Genomic DNA, 17,745 nt, shown 5'->3' with positions numbered 1-17,745 from the left:
CTACATGAATAACGCACGCAACGTTATCGACGCTTCTCGGCTCGTTGCAGCTTTGATCCTCGCCGGCATGGCGGCCTCGGGCGCACAAGCGCAAAGTTCGAACGCGGCACCGGCTGCGGCATCTGCGCCGGGTCTTGCAATAGCCGCTCAGGCGTCGTCAAACGCACTGAACCCATTCCCTCATGGCACGCACCCGTCTGGCGTCGGACCGAAAGTGCCGCCAGCCTTCGCCCTCGATGGATCGGACGTAGACAAACAGAACGGCGGAGACAAGATCAATCCGAATAAATTCCTCGACGATACCGGGCCGGCGGTGGATACGCCGTACCAAGCTCCCGAAGCAGCGACTAAAGCTACATTGAGCCGGACACCAGGGGCCGTCGCCGCGCCAACCTTTACGACGACCGACTGGCCGACGTATGGCATGAACAGGCAGCGGACTGGGTATAACTCAGTCGAGACGGTGCTCACCCAGACCAACGTGACGACGTTGAAAGAGCACTGGAAGTCACCTGTCCTGGACGGTGCCATCCTGACTCAGCCGGTACTGGCTACCGGGGTGACAATCAAAGGGGTGCCAACCGATATCGTCTATGTTGCGACAGAGGGGAACACTACATGGGCACTGAATGCCGCGACAGGGGCGGTCATTTGGCAAAGCGCCCCTATCCCTCAAGCTATCTTGACGTCGAACTGCACCGGGCTGTTCCAAGGCAAGATCGGGGTGCAGGGCACGCCCGTCATCGACCATGCCAACAACCGGATTTTCGTTGTGAGCGGGCGAGGCTACCTGCATGCGTACGACCTCCAGACCGGCGTGGATCTCCCGGGCTTCAACCTGCCACTTCTAGACGCAGCCAACGCTTCTCCAAGAACGATGGTCTATGGCGGCTTGACGCTCAGTCCCGATAGTTCGTCGATATACGTGGCGACAGCCGGCGACCCCTGCGATACGGTGCCGTACCATGGACAGGTCGTCCGCGCGTCCACCACCAACCCAGCTGCGATTCTGCAACGCTGGTACCCAGACGGCGCAAGCGGGCCAGACGGGGGCGGTATATGGGGTGTGGGCGGCGTATCGATTCCGCCTGATGGCACGGTCGTCTATGCACTCACGGGCAACGCATTCGCCAATCCGGAAAATGCCGCGTTCGCGGAGCACGTCGTGAAGCTCACGCCGACCCTGGCGGTAGCCGCGTCGAACTCGCCGCTTTCTCCGCCCAGCACGGACTCCGACTTCGGCGCTACAGCATTGCTCTTCCAGCGTCCCACCTGCCCGACGATGCTCGCGGCCTACAACAAGTCCGGCAACCTCTTCATTTATAACCGAGCCACTATTCAGCAGCAGGGCCCCATTGAAAAGTTGACGATTTCCCTCAGTTCAGTCGAGGGCAGCAACATAGGCCTTCCTGCATTCGACCCGGTGCTAAATCGGCTTTACGTCGTGTCCCCTGGCGGTTCGGGGAGCAACAACTTATACAAACACGGGGTCATTGCACTGTCGATCGACAGCAACTGTACTGTGAACCCCAAACCCGTGTGGCAGGCGCAAGTCGGCTTGAACAGATCCTCGTTCAACCCGGCTATCCCGCCCGTCGCCGCAAATGGTGTGGTGTATTACGCAGACGGTTTGGGCAACGACTTTTACGCATTGGATGCAGCGGACGGGGCCATACTCTTCCACCGCCAATACACGCCAGTTCAAACCGGCGAGGGTAACTTCGCGTCGCCGATGGTCGTGAACGGGCAAGTCTTCGTCGCTGGTAGCGACCACGTGGTTCATGCCTATGGCCTCTGACTGCTAAATTCGTTAGGAATACGGTACCTTTTTCGCAAGAGTAACCACTCTGCCCTTATTGCGCGCAGTGATTCGCAGTATCGCGCCGCTGCGCGCGTCCTGCGGACAGATCACAATTCGATGTCGTCGACGCAGGCATTGCCGCGAGCGCTTCACGACATCGCGAATCTTTTTTAATAGTTGATAGCAGCGCGTTCCTTCGCGCTCGGGTCCTTTATTCACAGTGCCCTGACATCGAGTTCGACGAGCCTATCGTCTTAGCTCACTTTGTGGCTGTCCTTAAAAATCAGATTGAAAAGATAATTTCTCCAACCGATACCGGTGGGACCAGCACGTTCGTTCCCCAGCCGACAGAAGGGATCAAGCTACTGAATTTCGTTTATCGAGAGCCCACGCTGGAAAACGTCAAACGCATGATGAATGTGTTTGTTTATGATCCTTCGGCACTGACCGATGACCTGCTGCAACAGCGTGTCAATAACTTGCAAGCCAACAAGCACCACGTCGAAAGCTGGCTGGCGAGTATGGCAGCAAACCCCAGGCAGTTCACAGACTACCAACTGCGATTGTCGGAGATCAAGGCGCCGACACTGATCGTCTGGGGTAGAGAAGATCGATTTTTTCCCTTTGACATCGGGTTGCGTCTGCTATCCGGATTGCAGGGGGGGTCGCCGGCCCGAAGCGTGGGTAGCATCACGGGTAGGAGGCTGTCGGGAACGGTTGAGGTGGCACATGGCGACGCTTTCCGGGCGGCAGTCGGCATTTGCTGCCACCCGCCATGATGGTTTGGCGGATTTTAGCGCACTGAAATGTCCGATAATTCATAAAACGTCCTCCCCGCAGTTGATTGGCTTAGAACAGCGACGCGCTATGGAATACGGCTTCACTTCATCTTCGCTTGTACTATGATGAACCGGTGTGTTCCGTCCTGTCTCTTGAGTAGTCGCGATCGGTGCTGCGACCGGAGGCGCGGTTATTAGCATCGGCACCGTTGGTGCTGGCATATTCGTGATGCACGTGATGCCAGGTTCGGTGCCGTCCGATATTCGCATGTATGTTCCCTGGGCAATGTGCTCGTCGCTACCTACGAAGGAGTAGCATGACTGCATCCGGTTCTAACGTGGCATCGAGGCGAGTCGCCATTCTGGTCCTGCTCTGTCGCGACTATGCAGCGCTCGAACTCACCCTCGCCAGTCACATGGCGTACCGGCCAACAGGCGTCGAGTTCATCCTGCTTCAGAACTGCCGGGGCGGCTATGACGCGGAACGCACGCTTGCCGTCGCGCGGCGCTATGCAAGACTTTTTCCGGGCATCGTTCGGGTCGTCGACGACATTCCGCCTGGCCCACCCTATCGCACGATCAAAAAACTACTCTCGCAACCGGCGCTCGCCGAAATCGACTTGATCTGCAAGGTGGACGACGACGCGTTCCCGATCGCCGGCGAGTGGCTCGACAAGATGCTCGCCACGTACGACGCGGCGGAAAATGAAAGCGCGAACGAGCTTGCCTACGTCACCCCGCTGATCAACAACAACAACTGGGGCTTCCCTGAGGTGATGCGTGTGATGAACCTGGAGCGCGAGTACTTCACGAGCCAGGCGCATCCCCATTTCGTCGGAGCCGACGGGGACAAGCGCTTTCCGATGCGAATCATCCCTGCGGAGCAGATCGAGATCGGCACCAATGGCACGATATGGGGCTATCCGCACATCGCGCGCTGGCTGCATGAACGGACCACGCTTCAGCCTGATGCTTTCATCGCTGCCACGCGGGACCTCGAACCTTGCGAAGTGCCCTCAGGATCGCGCTATTCGATCGGCTGCATTCTTTTTCGCAAGCAGTTATGGGACATGATCGACGACGGTGGGCAAGACGACGAGCACATGATGCATATGTACTGCGCGCGACACCAGCTGCGAATCGTTTGTACGCGCAGCGTGCCGTTCGTTCACATCGCGTACTTTACCCAGCGCGAGGAGAACCGCGACATCGTCGATGCCGCTCGCGCGCTTTACGACGCGAGGCTTGGCCATCCCTTCCCGATTGCACTCTACGCGGACCGTGAACGCGATATCGAAGCACGGCTGCGCTGGCTCGAAGATCACCCGCCGCAGGCCACCAAGGGGACGCTTGAAGCGTCGAAGCGTGTGAGCCGCGCGATCTATCGGCGAGTGCGCGCGCTGTGGAAAAACGGTCGCCGAGCGTGGTATGTCGTGACTGGCAAGCGCGATGCGACGAGCGGCCGACGCTCTCCGTCGCCATGACGATGCGCAAGATCCATCCCCGGATCTTCTATTGCTTCGTGAGAAGCCTCAATAGCCGCTGACCCTGCGAAATGCGCCATCTGGCACATAACGCAGAGCGCGCTGCTATCTATCGAATCGAGTGCGCACTGCGCTTGTTCATGGCGGTGACTCTGGTGCCGTCAACTATCCGAACGATCACGAATACACGAGGATTACGGAGTTCAAGTACCTCACCGGGCACCAGCATCAGGGAACCTCGATCGTCAGGGAGTATCCGCGAGCCGAAGGCGAGTCGTACTATCCGATTCCACTCTGGCGGCTCAGGCGGTCAAGGTTTTCGACGATCAGCGTATCGCCGGGTACGACGTCACCGGCCTTGATACGCTCGATGAACGCGCCGAGCGCGCCGCCTTTCTTTACGTGCTCGCCCTTGTGAGCGGACTTGCCGCGGTCCTCCATGCGTAAAGAGCGATCGAGTATCAGGCCGTGCTGCTCGGCCCACGCTTCCGCGTAGGCATCCTGCCGCGCGATCGAGCTACCGTCTGCCTGCTGTGAACTCGAAAAACGGGCGCATGTATAGATTCGTGGCGTGTTGCTTGTCGCGCTTTGCGCTTTCGTTGACATGGTTCATCTATCCTGCGGCGTACTAGCTATATTCAGCAAATCTATTCGCGGCAATCGAGCTTCGTCGAACTCATCGCGTCCGGATAGAGCTGCATCAGCACGCGTAGCACACCAGTGGTCGAGCCTTCGCTTCCATTCGGCTGAAGCCCTTGCTGGACGGAGCCCTGCGGGCATTCATCTATTGTGCTTTGAGGTCCAACGAGCTTGCCGGTGCGCTGGTAGTACGCGACGTCGGTGCGGATCCAGCGCGTCGCGATATGAAGCGTTGCGATGCGATCAACCCTTGCACATTGCGTACCAGTTCGTGAGGCTAGTGCCGGTCGCGGGTAGTCGACGCTGTTCAGCTTGCGAAGTGCTGGTCAGTCAGCAAAGTGCTGGACGAAAGCTGCTGGAGCCGCAACCCGGTTGGCTAGCTTTGGCCGTGTTCGGATCGCAGAGCCGTTTCAGGCGTTCACAAGATTGGTGATGCCGGTGCCTTTATCACTACGGCGCAGCAGCGATACGGCATTCAAATCAATTATCCATGTTGTTACCCTAAGGGACTCGAACGTCCATTCGGAGCCCAATATGGCTGCGTTTTGCGCTTGGTATAGTGAAGCCACGGAAGATACTCTTTCAGCAGCCCCAGATAGGCGATGAGATTTTTCCGTCGCGCAGGATGGCTGCCTTTTACTGCATGGATGAACAACATTGGGTTGCCCAGCCGACCGCTCGCATAGGTTTTGCCTATGTAGCGTGTTCTGCCCCGCAGAACCTTGATCGACGCGCGCATTCCGTATTGCGCGAGCGTCTGATGCAATTCCGACCACGCCATGCTGTGGTCCGCTGAGGCGACCGGCCGTGTATGCAACACGGCAAAACGGTCGACAATGCCAACCTTCCCTAGCGGGGCGACCTGTTTGGGCCACAGGTAATCCAGACCCCAGCCTGTGCTGGTCCATCCAAAGCTGTCCTTTATCGCATGCAAGGCATTCGACGAGAAACATGGCACCATCACTTCCACGAAATTGGTTTCACGAAACTCGAACGCCCTGTTCTGCAACGTCGTTGCGTGACTGGATGAGCCCTTCCGCAGCTTTAAGCGCCGCACCAACGACCTGGTCCATGTTGTAGTAGCGATACTGCGCGAGCCTGCCCACAAAAGTAATATCGGCAACTGTCTCCGCAAGCGCGTTGTAGCGCAGGAACAATGCCTCGTTTTCCTTGCGTGGAATCGGGTAGTACGGCTCACCTTCGGCTCGCGGATACTCCCTGACGATCGAGGTGCCCGGATGCTGCTGCCCGGTGAGGTGCTTGAACTCCGTAATCCTCGTGTATTCGTGATCGTTCGGATAGTTGACGGTACCTGTCGTCTGAAAGCGCTCCACGTCGCTCAGATGCTGGTGCTGAAAATCCAGGCTGCGGTACGGCAGCTTGCCGAAGCGATAGCCGAAATACGCGTCAATCCGTCCTGTGTACACAAGGTGTCCGCATTCGATACTCGCTTTCACCTCGTTATAGTCGGTCGACAGACGTACCTCGATGTCCGGACTGCCAAGCATCCTTTCGAACATCGCGGTGTAGCCTTGCGCCGGCATGAATTGATACGTATCGGTGAAGTACCGGTCGTCGTCGTTCGAACGTGTCGGGATTCGCGCAGCGACACCCGCGGACAGTTCAGAAAGATCGAGTCCCCATTGCTTGCGCGTATAGCCACGGAAAAACTTCTCGCACAGATCGCGGCCAACGCTGCTGAGCACCGCGTCTTCGCTGGTGGAGACGGTTCCTCGCGCTTCACGTACCGACTCTAGAAACGCCACGGTGGCCTGCTCGTTCAGGTCGAGGCCATATAACCTGTTGATCGTCGTGCGATTAATCGGTATTGGATAGAGACCCCCGTCTACATAGGCCTTCACGCGATGCTCGTAGAAGCGCCAATCGGTAAAAGCCGACAGGTATTCGAATATCCGCTTGCTGTTGGTATGAAAGATATGCGGACCGTACGGATGGATCAGCACGCCGTTCTCATCGAGCCGGTCGTAGGCATTGCCGCCTATATGATTCCGTTTGTCGACGACGAGCACGCGTTTTCCGCTTGCCGCGAGGCGTTCGGCACAGACCGCGCCCGCAAAGCCGGCGCCTACGATAAGGAAGTCATATTTCATCTGTGCGCACCCTCGTTTGGAAAGCCGGAACCTTGCATTTGATCAGGTAAAGCGCCATCGAGGCCGTGACGAGAAACTCGGTGGCCAGCGCTGACATTGCCGCGCCCTGAGCGCCGTAAAACCATACAAGCGGCACGAGGATGGCAAGATTGAACAGGCCGGCGACGATCAGGATCTCGCTGACCTTCTTCTTCATGCCGAGCGGCAGCATCAGCTGCACGCCGAATACACCGCTCAGCCCGATGAGCAGTGGCATCGGCGCCATCCACTTCAGGACGATCACGGCCGGCTCGTACCCGGAGCCCATCGCGATACGAACGATCAACTCGGCGCCGCCCCACAGCGCGACCGAAGCCAGCAACATGGACGAGCCCGCCAGGTAAAACATCTTGCGCACCAGCGCAAACGCCTTGGCGGAGTCTTCGGAAAAGAGCGCCGTCATGCGCGGGTACACCGCGTTGGCGACCGGTCCGAGCGGCGCCTGGGCGAGGTTGCGGATCTTGTCGGCGACGCCAAAGAAGCCAACAGCGGCATCCCCCGCAATAAATCCGAGCACCACGCTATTGGTGGTGGTGTACAAACTGATCGCTGCGGTGGAAATGAACGTGTGCCAGCCGTCACGAAGCGTCTCCAGGATCTCCTCCTTGCCCGGCACCATCGCGACAATCATCCGGTCTTTTACGATCAGGAACGAGGCGACGAGTCCGGCAGCAACCACGCTCATCGAGCTGATCAGCGAGGCGATCCACGTGTCGGCCGGCGAGTGCACCAGGATGAACGTGAGCGGAAGCAGCAGCAGCCGCGCGCTCAGCATCGAAACGGTAGTCAGCGTCATCTGCTCCAGACCCTGGAACAGCCACTGCGGAAACAGCACCGTTCCGATCACGACCGGATAGGTCGCCAGCAGAACCGGCAGCAATTCGCGCAGTCTTGCCACGAACAACGCCGCTAACAGCAGCATCGCGAGGCAGACCACCGCGATCAGCGCCTTGGCGCCTTGCGTCGCCCAGAAGATCTTCGACACCGCGTACCGGTCATTCTGGACCCGTGCGACGTGGGCAGTCGATGACCAGTTGAAACCGTAGTCGGTCAGCAGTACGAGGTAGCCAATGATGGCTTGTGCGAAGATGTATGCGCCAAAGTGTTCCGGGCGCAGCACGCGCAACAGGTAGGGAACGGTTGCAAGCGGCAGCAGCATGTTAGCCGCCTGCAGGATGGTCAGCGCGACGATGTTCTGTCGGAGTGAATTCGCCATGGTTAGACCGTTTTCAATACTTCGATGAAAGTTCAGGACAAGCGCGGCATAAGCATAAGTCCATCATATATGTCATACGCAGGGTCACCAGATTTCGTCGTCAGTAGGCGCGGCCCGTTGGGGTACGCAAACGCCGTGCCTTTCAGAGGGTTAAACGGATACTTCCAACGCGCTCTGCGTTATGTGCCAGATGGCGCATTTCGCCGGATCAGTGATGATTGAAGCGTCTTACGAAGCAATAGAAGATCCACGGATGGATCTTGAGCATCGTCATCGCAACGGAGAGCTTCGGCCGCCCGTCCGCATACATGCCGATCCGTTGCTTCACACGCAGCTTCTTCGAAACGCTATATAGGATCGGGCTCGCGAGCTCGTAGCGCGGCGCGGTCATAGCGGCCTGAAACGCGATCGTGCGGTATCCGAAGATGTATCTGAGCCGGAACAACAGACGTTTGTAGTCGGGAATCGGGAGGAACGCAGTGCGTTTTTCAACGCGGTCGATGATGACAAAAAGATCGACGACCCGCGGGTTGAAGCGCCTGGAAATTGCCGATTCGCGGAACATGTATGAGTAAAGGCTGTCCGGAATGAGCCGCACGATTTTCGCGCTGGCGAGCGTCTGCACCGTCACGCAAATGTCTTCGTAGATGAGACCGCACGGATGGTCGGCCGCGACGAAAATGGAACGGCGCACGAGTTTGTTCCAGCAAAAGGCTTGCAGTTCCAGTCCCATGATTTTCTGCATGGCTTGCACGCCGGTGATGATGCAGTCGCCGGAATCGATGCGAGCGTTGACGGCGCCATCGGGGCTTACGTGTTCGGCGGCGAAAATGACGACATCGGCGTCGTGCTGATCGGCTTCGCGCAGCACGGTGCGAATCAGATCGCGATGAACGTGGTCGTCGCTGTCGACGCAGAGCACATAGTCGCCGCGCGCTTCCGATGCGGCGATTTTTCGCGTTTCAGCGAGCCCTTTATTGTCGGTGTTCCTGATCAACTTCCATGGAATGCGATCCTGTTGCGCGAGCAGGCGGGCGGCGATTTCACCTGAGCGATCGGGGCTGCTGTCGTCGACGGCGATGATTTCGAAATCAGTGCAGGTTTGTGACAGCAGGGAATCCAGACAGTCTTCGATATAGTCCTCGACCTCGTAGACCGGCAGCAGAACGCTGATTCTCGGCGCGGACATGGACAGGCTCCTGGAAGCTTCGGTTTCTCCGGGCCAAGCGATGCCCGTTGTTTTGCTCTGCAATTCTGACCTCAATCTTCGTCACCATCGTTGCCGTCAAGGCCGTAGCGCCGTTTGTCCCGGCAATCCCAGCGGTGACGACCTGGGAGTCCGGTGATCTTGCGGATCCTGAAACCATCGGCGACATACAGCGCTCCGTCACGCCCGAACGCGAGCCCCCTTGGACCCGACAGCATCGCGTGAACCGCGAGACCGCCGTCACCTGCGTAGCCCGCCGCACCAACCATGCACGAATGGGACATCTCATGACACACACCCTTGGATCTGTCTTGACGCAAGTAGTCGACGGAATGATCCGTCGACGCCCCGTAGCGGGCAATCAGCCGGAAGGCAAGGTTTGAATATAGTCCTTGGCGCGAGGGCATTTGAAACACTGACCCGAAGCGCTGAAGATTTGGCGCGTTTGTTCGAGTGTATGCGTCATCCAGTTCAATGAGCCATGCGAGAAAACTTCACATGTCCAGCGGGCGAAGCCCTACCGGGCGGTGACAAAGCTCCAAAGCGCTGCGCTTCTGTATCGCTGAACGTGTATTGCGGCATCGCTTTCTTCAGCACGATTCCTGTCGGATCGACGCCGACATTCGGGACACGGCAGAACGAGCCCAAATCGTAACGACTCGGCGGGCCGCCGCGTCGGCGGGTATCGCTGAGCAGATACTGGCTTGTCAACGGGGGCGCAAAAGACGCTGCGTTGTCCGCGTGGCCGTGGCGGGTGTCGTTTCTCGCGGTCGCCGCGCTGACGCTCGTGTGGGTCGTGGTCTCGCATGGTATTTCACGGACGATCCGCGCAAGCATCGCCATATGACCGCGGACCAGGAAACGCAATTGCCGCCGGTCCGTCGATCCGCGGTCGAAGCGACACGCGAGCCCACGCCGTGGCGGCGTCTGCTCAAACGCATCGCACCAACGATGCTCGTCTACTTCTGCTACGGCTGGACCGGCTGGCTGTTCTTCACCTGGCTGCCCACGTTCTTCATGCACGGTCGCGGCCTCGATCTGAAAAGCTCGGCGATGTTCTCCGCGGGCGTGTTTCTGTCCGGCGTGGTCGGCAATACCGCGGGCGGCGTGCTCAGCGACCGCGTGTTGAAGCGTACGCGCAACGTCGTCGCGGCGCGCCGCAACGTGATCATCTGCGCGTTTCTCGGTGCCTTGGTGTTCCTCGCACCGGTGATGGTCGTGAAGTCGCTGCCGGTCATGGCGGCGTGCATGAGCCTGTCGTTTGTTCGGCCTGATCGTGGACCGCACGGGTAGCTGGACGCTGCCGTTCGCCGGCTCGCTCGGACTGCTCGCGCTCGGCATCGTCGCGACCTTCTTCATGCGGCCGGATATTCCGCTCGACGCGGCTCGCGCTCACCCGGATCTCGCGGACATCAATGCGGGCGGCGAATTGCGCTTCGCGGAAAACCTCACGCCGCGCGAATCGAATCGATGACCAGTTGCATCGCCGGCGTGATGCGCCGGTTTCTGCGCAGAATCAGCCCATACGGCGCGAGCCGGCCGCGCAGCGGCGTCGCGATCGCGGCGATCGCATCGAGCGCGACGTAGTATTGCGCGACCGAACTCGGCAGTACGGCGAGCATGTCCGAATCGCGCAGCAACGACAGCGTGGTCAGAATCGACGACGTCTCGACCGTGCTGACCGGCGGCGCGACGCGCGACTCGCGAAACGTTTGATCGATGACCTGGCGCATCGGGCTCGGATGCGGCTGGATGATCCACGGATAGCGCGCGAGGTCCGCGAGCTTCGGCCGCGTGCCCGTTTGTTTGCCTGTTTTCACGGCCGGATGATCGGGCCGCACGACGATCGACAGCGCCTCTTCCGCCAACGTTTCGAAGCTCAGATCGAGCGCCGGAAAGCCATCGGGAATCCGGCCAATCACGATATCGAGCTGATCCTGTTGCAGCGACTGCACGAGCACGTCGCTGGTGTCGATCGTGACCGCCATCTGCAGGCGCGGGTGCGCTTCCTTCAGCTTGACGATCGTGTTTGTCAGCAATTCGGGCGACGGCGCCATCACCGCGCCGATGCGCACCTTGCCGATGTCGCCGGCCTCGATGCCGGCCAACTCCTCGCGCAACTCGTCGAGATCCTCGAACACGACGCGCGCATAGCGCATCACGGCCTCGCCGAAGATCGTCGGCGCCATGCCGCGCGCATGGCGCACGAACAGCGATACGCCGAGCGTGTCTTCGAGTTCCTGCAAGGCCTTGGTCGCGGCTGGCTGGGTCATCGCGAGATCGTCGGCGGCGCGGCGCAGCGATTCTGTTTCCGACAGCGCGACCATCAGTTGCAGATGACGCAGGCGCAAGCGTTTGCGAATGGTGGAGGCGGGCGGGATCATGAGCGATAACTTTAGCGAATCGGCCGATTCGAATTATTCAGTGGTCAGTTATCGGATAGTTTCGCACACTAGCGGTTATCGCAGGACGGCAATCGCAACGCCGTTCGCGTTGACAAGACAAAACCGGAGACGACGCATGACGATGACCGCGAGCCCCGCGCTCGACAGCGCGATTACCAAAGCGCGCACGAGGCTGCTGCCTTTTCTGATCCTGATGTACGTACTGGCGTTCATCGACCGCGCGAACGTCGGCTTCGCGAAGAACGTGCTGCAGGCCGACACGGGCTTGAGCGACGCGGCGTTCGCGTTCGGCGCCGGCATTTTCTTCATCGGCTATGCGGTGTTCGAAGTACCGAGCAACCTGCTGATGTACCGCTTCGGCGCGCGCGTCTGGATGAGCCGCATCATGGTCACGTGGGGCATCGTGTCCGCGTGCACGGCCTTCGTCGACAGCGCCACGAGCTTCTATGTGCTGCGCACGCTGCTCGGCATCGCCGAAGCCGGTTTCTTTCCCGGCATCATCCTGTTCCTGTCGAACTGGTTTCCCGCGAAAACGCGCTCGCAGACGATTGGCATGTTCTATTTCGGCTTCCCGCTCGCGCTCCTGCTCGGCAGCCCGATCTCGGGTCTGCTGCTCGATACGGGCAATCCGTTCGGCATGCATCCGTGGCAATGGATGTTTGTCATCGAAGGACTCGCGGCGTCGGTAGTAGGCGTCGTCGCTTACTTCTATCTGACCGACCGGCCCGTGCAGGCGCGCTGGCTCGATGGCGAAGAGCGTGATGCACTGGATCAGGCGTTGCGCCAGGAAGACCGCCAGAAGCTCGCGCATGGTCCGGCTTCGGTGCTCGGGGCGCTGCGCGATTCGCGCGTACTGTTCTGCGGCCTGATCTACTTCGCGGTGCAGATGAGCGTGTATGGCGTCGTGTTCTATCTGCCAACCCGCATCGCCGGGCTCGCGAGCGGCGGCCATGTGGGCGTCGAGGTCGGAATGCTGACAGCGATTCCGTGGATCGCCGCGATCATCGGCACGTTCTGGGTGACGCGCTACGCCGACCTCCACGGTCATCACCGTATCTGGGCCGCGGCGATGCTCGCGCTCGCGGCGTTCGGCATTGCCGCGTCGGCGATGACGTCGTCGGTCACGCTTGCGATTGCCGCCTTCTGTTTCGCCGCCATCGGTTTCGTCTGCGTGCAGCCATTGTTCTGGACGCTGCCCACCGGTTACCTGGGTGGCGCCGCGGCCGCGGGCGGCATCGCGTTGATCAATTCGATCGGCAATCTGGGTGGCTTCGTCGCGCCGAATCTGAAAGGGTTGGCCGAGCGCGCGACCGGCTCTTCGCAGGCGGGTATGTTCTCGCTCGCGGTGGTCGGCCTGATCGGCGCATTGCTGCTGCTGACGTTCCGCTTCGCCCCTGCCGCCTCGCATTCCGTCTCTCATCGCAGCGGCCCGCTCGGCGAACGCCCGGGCCACTGACTCTCTGAAGGAAATCGTCGAACATGAAAATCAAGCGTATCCGAACGCGTGTTTTCGAGTGGAAAGGCAAAGTCGTGCCGCCGCAAGCGCATTTCTGCACGAACGCGGTCGATATTCTGTACGAGCGTGGCGACGCGATGGGGTCGTTCCGCTTTCACGGCTGGCTCGTCGTCGAAGTCGAATGCGACGACGGCACCGTCGGCATCGGCAATTGCGCGCTCGCGCCGCGCATCGCGAAGCAGATCATCGACGAATACCTCGCGCCGATCGCGATCGGCGAAGACCCGTTCGACAACGAATACATCTGGCAGAAGATGTATCGCCGCACGCTCGCGTGGGGCCGCAAAGGCATCGGCATGGCGGCGATCTCCGCGATCGATATCGCGCTGTGGGACATCATGGGCAAGGCCGTGAAAAAGCCGGTGTTCAAGCTGCTCGGCGGGCGCACGAAAGAAAAGATCTGGTGCTATGCATCGAAGCTTTACAACAACGATGATCGCGACGCTTTCCTCGGCGAAGCGGAAAGCTATCTGGACAGCGGCTTCACCGCGATGAAGATGCGCTTCGGCTACGGTCCGAAAGACGGCCCGAAAGGCATGGCGAAGAACATCGAACAGGTGCGTCTGTTGCGTGAACTGGTCGGCGACGAAGTCGACATCATGCTCGAATGCTATATGGGCTGGACGCTCGAATACGCGCGCAGAATGCTGCCGCGCCTCGCCGAATTCAATCCACGCTGGATCGAGGAGCCGGTGATCGGCGACGACGTCGAAGGCTATCAGGAGTTGAAGAAGATGAACCTGATGCCGGTGTCAGGTGGCGAGCATGAGTTCACGAGCTATGGCTTCAAGGATCTGCTCGAACGCCGCGCGATCGACGTGATCCAGTACGACACGAATCGCGTGGGCGGGATCACGGCGGCGCGCAAGATCAACGCGATGGCCGAAGCGTGGTCGGTGCCGGTGATTCCGCATGCGGGACAGATGCACAACTATCATCTGACGATGTCGAGCACCGCGAGCCCGATGTCGGAGTTCTTCCCGGTGTTCGATGTCGAAGTGGGCAACGAATTGTTCTACTACATCTTCGAAGGCGAGCCGCAGCCGGAAAATGGCTATCTGCAACTGTCGGACGACGTGCCGGGTTTTGGCATCAAGTTGAGCGACAAGTATCTTGCCGACTTCAACATCGTCGAATGAGTGGACCCATCCGAGGAAAGCACATGAAGCCACGCATCGCAGTCCTTCTTGGCGACCCCGCCGGTATCGGTCCCGAGCTGATCGCGCGTCTGTTCGCGTAGCGGGCGAACCGGGCGCGCGCGGAGCTGCTGATCATCGGCGACCGGCGCGAGCTGGAAACCGGCATGAAGATCGCGCAGCAGCGCTTCGATTACGACGTGGTCGAAGATGCGCATGCCGCGTTTCAACGCGACGGCGTGCCGTCGCTGATCGATTTCCGTCTGCCCGGCGATCAAGCTTTCGAGCGTGCGGTGGCGACCGAACACGGCGGCCGCTATAGTCTCGCCGCGTTCAGGCACGCGCTCGCGCTGACGCAAAGCAACGTCACCCAAGGCATGCTGTTCGCGCCGGTCAACAAGACCTCGCTGCATCTGGCCGGCATGGAAACCGGCGACGAGATGGAGTGGTTCGCGAAGCAGCTCGGCTACACGGGCAGCTTCTGCGAGTTCAACGTGCTCGACGAGTTATGGACTTCGCGCGTGACCTCGCATATGGCATTGAAGGACGTCAGCGCGAAGCTGTCGGAGGAGCGCATCGTCGGCGCGGTGCGGCTGATTCACGAAGGCCTGAAGCGGGCCGGCCATCCGCAGCCGCGTATCGCGGTATGCGGTTTCAATCCGCACAACGGCGACAACGGCGCGTTCGGCCGCGAGGAGATCGACGTGATCGCGCCGGCCGTCGAGGCCGCGCGCAAGCTCGGTTACGACGCGCAGGGACCGTTTCCCGCCGACACGATCTTCGTGCGTGCGCGCGACCAGAAGGCCTTCGACGGCGTCGTCACGATGTACCACGATCAAGGCCAGATCGCGATGAAGCTGATGGGTTTCTGGCGCGGCGTGACCGTGCACGGCGGCTTGCCGATTCCGATCGCGACGCCCGCGCACGGCACCGCGTTCGACATCCACGGCCAGGGCAAGGCCGACGTCGGCGCGACGCAGAAGGCATTCGACATCGTCACGCGGATGGCGACGGAGCGCGTGAACTAACGCGTCAGCGTTTCCTGCGCGGGCCGGTCGAGGCGCGCACCACGAGCTCGGGCGGTGGCCCGAGCTCCATCGACGGCTGCCGCTCCGGCGTCTGGATCAAACGGATCAGGCTCTTGATCGACAACTCCGCGACGGCCGCGGTTTGAATCGCGACCGTGGTCAGCGCGGGATGCACCTGATGCGCGAGCTGAATGTCGGTGATGCCGATCACCGACACGTCGTCGGGCACCGAGCGGCCGAGCGTGATCAACGCCTGGATCGCGCCGATCGCGAGCAGGTCGTTGGTCGCGAAGATCGCGCTCAGTTGCGGGCGGTTCGCCATCAGTTCCATGCAGGCGGCGAAGCCGGCGTCGATCGAGTCGCGAATCTGCAGCACGGCGGCCGCATCGGCTTCGATGCCAGCCATGCGCATCGCGGCGCGAAAGCCGTTCGAGCGCGCGTCCTGCAAACCGCCGCAACCGTCGCCGATCAGCAAGCCGATCTCGCGATGGCCGAGTCCGAGCAGATGCCCCGCGGCCAGCTCGCCGGCACGCGCGAAGTCGACTGCGATGCACGGTAGCTCGGGCGGCGACTCGGGGTGCTCCCACATGGCGAGCAGAATCGGCGCGCTATGCGTCGCCGATGCGCACAGGTCGTTGATCGTGATGTCCGTGTTCATCACGAGCACGCCGTCGGCGAGCGTGCCGGCAATCTGGTTCAGATACGCGCGGCCGATTTCGGCATCGTCGTCGGTATTGCAGACCATCAGGAAGTGGCCGGTCTTGCGCGCCGCGCGCTCGGCGGCGAGCACGAACTCCGGGTAAAACGGGTTCGAGATGTTCGACAGCATGAGCGCGAGCGTCGACGAACGGCCTTCGGCCAGCGCGCGCGCATTCAGGTTCGGCCGGTAGCCGAGCTCGGCGATCGCCTGCAGCACGCGCTCAGCCGTTTCAGGGCGGACTTTCTCGCGATTGCGCAGCACGTTGGAGACCGTGGCGGCGGTAACCTGCGCGCGTTTCGCGACTTCTGACAACGTGACCATGTCGTTATCCCATATTTAGGGAGGTCAATTCAAATGTTGCAAACGGCCTGCGACATTGCTAACTTTCTCAAAAACGTAACGGAGACACCCACCATGACTTTTCCCGTCGAACTCGAATTTAAGCGATTAAATGCCGCCGGCACAAGACCGGGGCGTTTTATTTCGGCGAAAATTTAAGCGGTTAAATCAAGGCGGAGACAGCATGGCGACGATTCGTTTGAGCGATGTGCAAAAGGCCTACGGCGACCATCCGCCGGTGATCCGGCGCGTGAATCTCGAGATCGCGCAGCATGAATTCTGCGTGTTTCTTGGCCCCTCGGGCTGCGGCAAGTCGACCTTACTACGGATGATCGCCGGTCTCGAAGACCTCAGCAAAGGCGAGCTGTATATAGGCGGCCGCCTCGTCAACGATGTGCCGGCCGCCGAGCGCGGTGTCGCGATGGTGTTCCAAAGCTACGCGCTGTTTCCGCACATGACCGTGTTCGACAACATGGCGTTCGGATTGAAGCTCGCGAAGCAGCCGAAGGACGTGATCGAGCGCAAGGTCCGCGAAGCCGCGCGGATTCTACAACTGGAAAGCTTGCTCGAACGACATCCGAAAGCGCTGTCGGGCGGCCAGCGGCAGCGCGTCGCGATCGGCCGCGCGATCGTGCGCGAGCCGGGCGTGTTTCTGTTCGACGAGCCGCTATCGAATCTCGATGCCGCGCTGCGCGGCCAGACGCGCGTCGAGATCGCGCGTCTGCATCAGCGCTTCGCGAATGCGAGCGTCGTGTACGTCACGCACGATCAGGTCGAAGCGATGACGCTTGCCGATCGCATCGTGCTGCTGCATGCGGGCGCGGATGCCGAGCGCTTCGGCAGCATCGCGCAGAGCGGTGCGCCACTCGAGCTGTATCACCACCCGAAGTCGCGCTTCGTCGCGGGCTTTATCGGCTCGCCGCGTATGAACTTCGTCGATGCGACCGTCGAGTCGATCGAACCGGGGCGTGTGACGGTGGCGCTCGTGGCCGGGGCGGAAAAGCTGGTCGCGCACGTCGACGGTAAACGGCTGCAACGCGGCCAGCGCGTCACGCTCGGCGTGCGCCCCGAGCATCTGCGGCTCGATGGCGACGAACAGTTCATTCAGTGCGCGACCGTGCTATCGGAACGGCTCGGCGAGCACAGCTATATCCACGCGGACCACGCGGGAGGCACGCTGATCGCGAAGGCGCCCGGCGATACGCCGCTCGGCGCGGGCGAGCGCATCCGCGTCCATGTTCCGCCCGCTGCCTGTCATCTGTTCGACGAACAGGGACTCGCGCTGCGGCGTAGCACGTTCGAGCCGGAACGCGCGGCCGCCTGATCGATCGTCGACGGCGGACCT

The 17,745-nt window shown here is 60.6% G+C and carries 16 protein-coding genes and 2 pseudogenes; 10 read left to right on the top strand and 8 right to left on the bottom strand.

The window, feature by feature from the left end; genetic code table 11:
• The first annotated feature begins 4 nt into the window (after nucleotides 1-4).
• The 4 genes and pseudogenes from OKW44_RS09345 to OKW44_RS09330 form a co-directional block, all read left to right on the top strand.
• Entirely contained in the window at nucleotides 5-1,798 is a 1,794-nt protein-coding gene (locus OKW44_RS09345) for an outer membrane protein assembly factor BamB family protein (protein WP_026226567.1), read from the top strand.
• Nucleotides 1,799-2,115: 317 nt separating this feature from the next.
• A pseudogene (locus OKW44_RS09340) lies at nucleotides 2,116-2,457 on the top strand (alpha/beta fold hydrolase); the annotation flags it as partial.
• 440 nt (nucleotides 2,458-2,897) lie between these two features.
• Complete coding sequence (locus OKW44_RS09335) at nucleotides 2,898-4,064, top strand: hypothetical protein (RefSeq protein ID WP_026226568.1); 1,167 nt, start codon at nucleotides 2,898-2,900, stop codon at nucleotides 4,062-4,064.
• A gap of 151 nt (nucleotides 4,065-4,215) precedes the next feature.
• Nucleotides 4,216-4,356: pseudogene (locus tag OKW44_RS09330) on the top strand (UDP-galactopyranose mutase); the annotation flags it as partial.
• Here OKW44_RS09330 and OKW44_RS09325 read toward each other — a convergent pair.
• The 6 genes from OKW44_RS09325 to OKW44_RS09300 form a co-directional block, all read right to left on the bottom strand.
• Entirely contained in the window at nucleotides 4,344-4,670 is a 327-nt protein-coding gene (locus tag OKW44_RS09325; protein ID WP_018424676.1) for a recombinase family protein, read from the bottom strand. The pseudogene OKW44_RS09330 and the gene OKW44_RS09325 overlap by 13 nt on opposite strands.
• A gap of 529 nt (nucleotides 4,671-5,199) precedes the next feature.
• Nucleotides 5,200-5,712, bottom strand: coding sequence for a hypothetical protein (locus OKW44_RS09320; protein WP_018424677.1), 513 nt, complete (start codon nucleotides 5,710-5,712; stop codon nucleotides 5,200-5,202).
• Entirely contained in the window at nucleotides 5,684-6,814 is a 1,131-nt protein-coding gene (glf, locus tag OKW44_RS09315) for a UDP-galactopyranose mutase (protein WP_018424678.1), read from the bottom strand. The genes OKW44_RS09320 and glf overlap by 29 nt, the downstream gene beginning before the upstream one ends.
• Entirely contained in the window at nucleotides 6,804-8,069 is a 1,266-nt protein-coding gene (locus OKW44_RS09310; RefSeq protein WP_018424679.1) for a flippase, read from the bottom strand. The genes glf and OKW44_RS09310 overlap by 11 nt, the downstream gene beginning before the upstream one ends.
• 208 nt (nucleotides 8,070-8,277) lie before the next feature.
• A complete protein-coding gene (locus OKW44_RS09305; protein WP_018424680.1) occupies nucleotides 8,278-9,258 on the bottom strand; it encodes a glycosyltransferase family 2 protein in 981 nt (326 codons plus the stop codon).
• A 71-nt stretch (nucleotides 9,259-9,329) separates the two neighbouring features.
• The gene (locus tag OKW44_RS09300) at nucleotides 9,330-9,560 is read right to left on the bottom strand and encodes an NHL domain-containing protein (RefSeq protein ID WP_239499258.1); all 231 of its coding nucleotides are present in this window, start codon (nucleotides 9,558-9,560) and stop codon (nucleotides 9,330-9,332) included.
• Nucleotides 9,561-10,119: 559 nt separating this feature from the next.
• Here OKW44_RS09300 and OKW44_RS09295 point away from each other — a divergent pair.
• Together OKW44_RS09295 and OKW44_RS09290 are read left to right on the top strand one after the other, a co-directional pair.
• The gene (locus OKW44_RS09295; RefSeq protein WP_239499259.1) at nucleotides 10,120-10,569 is read left to right on the top strand and encodes an MFS transporter; all 450 of its coding nucleotides are present in this window, start codon (nucleotides 10,120-10,122) and stop codon (nucleotides 10,567-10,569) included.
• Complete coding sequence (locus tag OKW44_RS09290) at nucleotides 10,538-10,750, top strand: hypothetical protein (RefSeq protein WP_239499260.1); 213 nt, start codon at nucleotides 10,538-10,540, stop codon at nucleotides 10,748-10,750. Before OKW44_RS09295 ends, OKW44_RS09290 begins: the two co-directional genes overlap by 32 nt.
• Here the strand turns inward: OKW44_RS09290 and OKW44_RS09285 are convergent.
• Complete coding sequence (locus tag OKW44_RS09285) at nucleotides 10,725-11,660, bottom strand: LysR family transcriptional regulator (protein WP_018424681.1); 936 nt, start codon at nucleotides 11,658-11,660, stop codon at nucleotides 10,725-10,727. The genes OKW44_RS09290 and OKW44_RS09285 overlap by 26 nt on opposite strands.
• 136 nt (nucleotides 11,661-11,796) lie before the next feature.
• Here OKW44_RS09285 and OKW44_RS09280 point away from each other — a divergent pair, with 136 nt between their 5' ends.
• From OKW44_RS09280 to OKW44_RS09270, 3 genes are all read left to right on the top strand, one after another.
• Nucleotides 11,797-13,137, top strand: a complete 1,341-nt coding sequence (locus OKW44_RS09280) for an MFS transporter (RefSeq protein ID WP_018424682.1) — start codon at nucleotides 11,797-11,799, stop codon at nucleotides 13,135-13,137.
• Nucleotides 13,138-13,160: 23 nt separating this feature from the next.
• Nucleotides 13,161-14,336: an L-rhamnonate dehydratase gene (locus OKW44_RS09275; protein ID WP_018424683.1), complete on the top strand. Its 1,176-nt coding sequence runs from the start codon at nucleotides 13,161-13,163 to the stop codon at nucleotides 14,334-14,336.
• A 125-nt stretch (nucleotides 14,337-14,461) separates the two neighbouring features.
• Nucleotides 14,462-15,361, top strand: a complete 900-nt coding sequence (locus OKW44_RS09270) for a 4-hydroxythreonine-4-phosphate dehydrogenase PdxA (RefSeq protein ID WP_429410844.1) — start codon at nucleotides 14,462-14,464, stop codon at nucleotides 15,359-15,361.
• A 4-nt stretch (nucleotides 15,362-15,365) separates the two neighbouring features.
• Here OKW44_RS09270 and OKW44_RS09265 read toward each other — a convergent pair whose 3' ends face one another.
• Nucleotides 15,366-16,382, bottom strand: a complete 1,017-nt coding sequence (locus tag OKW44_RS09265; protein WP_018424685.1) for a LacI family DNA-binding transcriptional regulator — start codon at nucleotides 16,380-16,382, stop codon at nucleotides 15,366-15,368.
• 202 nt (nucleotides 16,383-16,584) lie between these two features.
• Here OKW44_RS09265 and OKW44_RS09260 point away from each other — a divergent pair, with 202 nt between their 5' ends.
• A complete protein-coding gene (locus OKW44_RS09260) occupies nucleotides 16,585-17,724 on the top strand; it encodes an ABC transporter ATP-binding protein (RefSeq protein WP_018424686.1) in 1,140 nt (379 codons plus the stop codon).
• Nucleotides 17,725-17,745: the final 21 nt, after the last annotated feature.

The organism is Paraburkholderia lebeckiae (assembly GCF_050436325.1).
Lineage (GTDB): Bacteria > Pseudomonadota > Gammaproteobacteria > Burkholderiales > Burkholderiaceae > Paraburkholderia > Paraburkholderia tuberum.
The sequence above is the reverse complement of the archived record's forward strand: the minus strand, read 5'-3'. Positions and strand labels throughout refer to the sequence as shown.

Excerpts from the sequence above, each read along its gene's own strand:
- OKW44_RS09285 (WP_018424681.1), bottom strand. The coding sequence starts at position 11,660 with ATGATCCCGCCCGCCTCCACCATTCGCAAACGCTTGCGCCTGCGTCAT.
- OKW44_RS09325 (WP_018424676.1), bottom strand. The coding sequence starts at position 4,670 with ATGTCAACGAAAGCGCAAAGCGCGACAAGCAACACGCCACGAATCTAT.
- OKW44_RS09295 (WP_239499259.1), top strand. The coding sequence starts at position 10,120 with ATGACCGCGGACCAGGAAACGCAATTGCCGCCGGTCCGTCGATCCGCG.
- OKW44_RS09280 (WP_018424682.1), top strand. The coding sequence starts at position 11,797 with ATGACGATGACCGCGAGCCCCGCGCTCGACAGCGCGATTACCAAAGCG.
- OKW44_RS09260 (WP_018424686.1), top strand. The coding sequence starts at position 16,585 with ATGGCGACGATTCGTTTGAGCGATGTGCAAAAGGCCTACGGCGACCAT.
- OKW44_RS09305 (WP_018424680.1), bottom strand. The coding sequence starts at position 9,258 with ATGTCCGCGCCGAGAATCAGCGTTCTGCTGCCGGTCTACGAGGTCGAG.
- OKW44_RS09335 (WP_026226568.1), top strand. The coding sequence starts at position 2,898 with ATGACTGCATCCGGTTCTAACGTGGCATCGAGGCGAGTCGCCATTCTG.
- glf (WP_018424678.1), bottom strand. The coding sequence starts at position 6,814 with ATGAAATATGACTTCCTTATCGTAGGCGCCGGCTTTGCGGGCGCGGTC.
- OKW44_RS09345 (WP_026226567.1), top strand. The coding sequence starts at position 5 with ATGAATAACGCACGCAACGTTATCGACGCTTCTCGGCTCGTTGCAGCT.
- OKW44_RS09310 (WP_018424679.1), bottom strand. The coding sequence starts at position 8,069 with ATGGCGAATTCACTCCGACAGAACATCGTCGCGCTGACCATCCTGCAG.
- OKW44_RS09275 (WP_018424683.1), top strand. The coding sequence starts at position 13,161 with ATGAAAATCAAGCGTATCCGAACGCGTGTTTTCGAGTGGAAAGGCAAA.
- OKW44_RS09300 (WP_239499258.1), bottom strand. The coding sequence starts at position 9,560 with ATGTCCCATTCGTGCATGGTTGGTGCGGCGGGCTACGCAGGTGACGGC.
- OKW44_RS09265 (WP_018424685.1), bottom strand. The coding sequence starts at position 16,382 with ATGGTCACGTTGTCAGAAGTCGCGAAACGCGCGCAGGTTACCGCCGCC.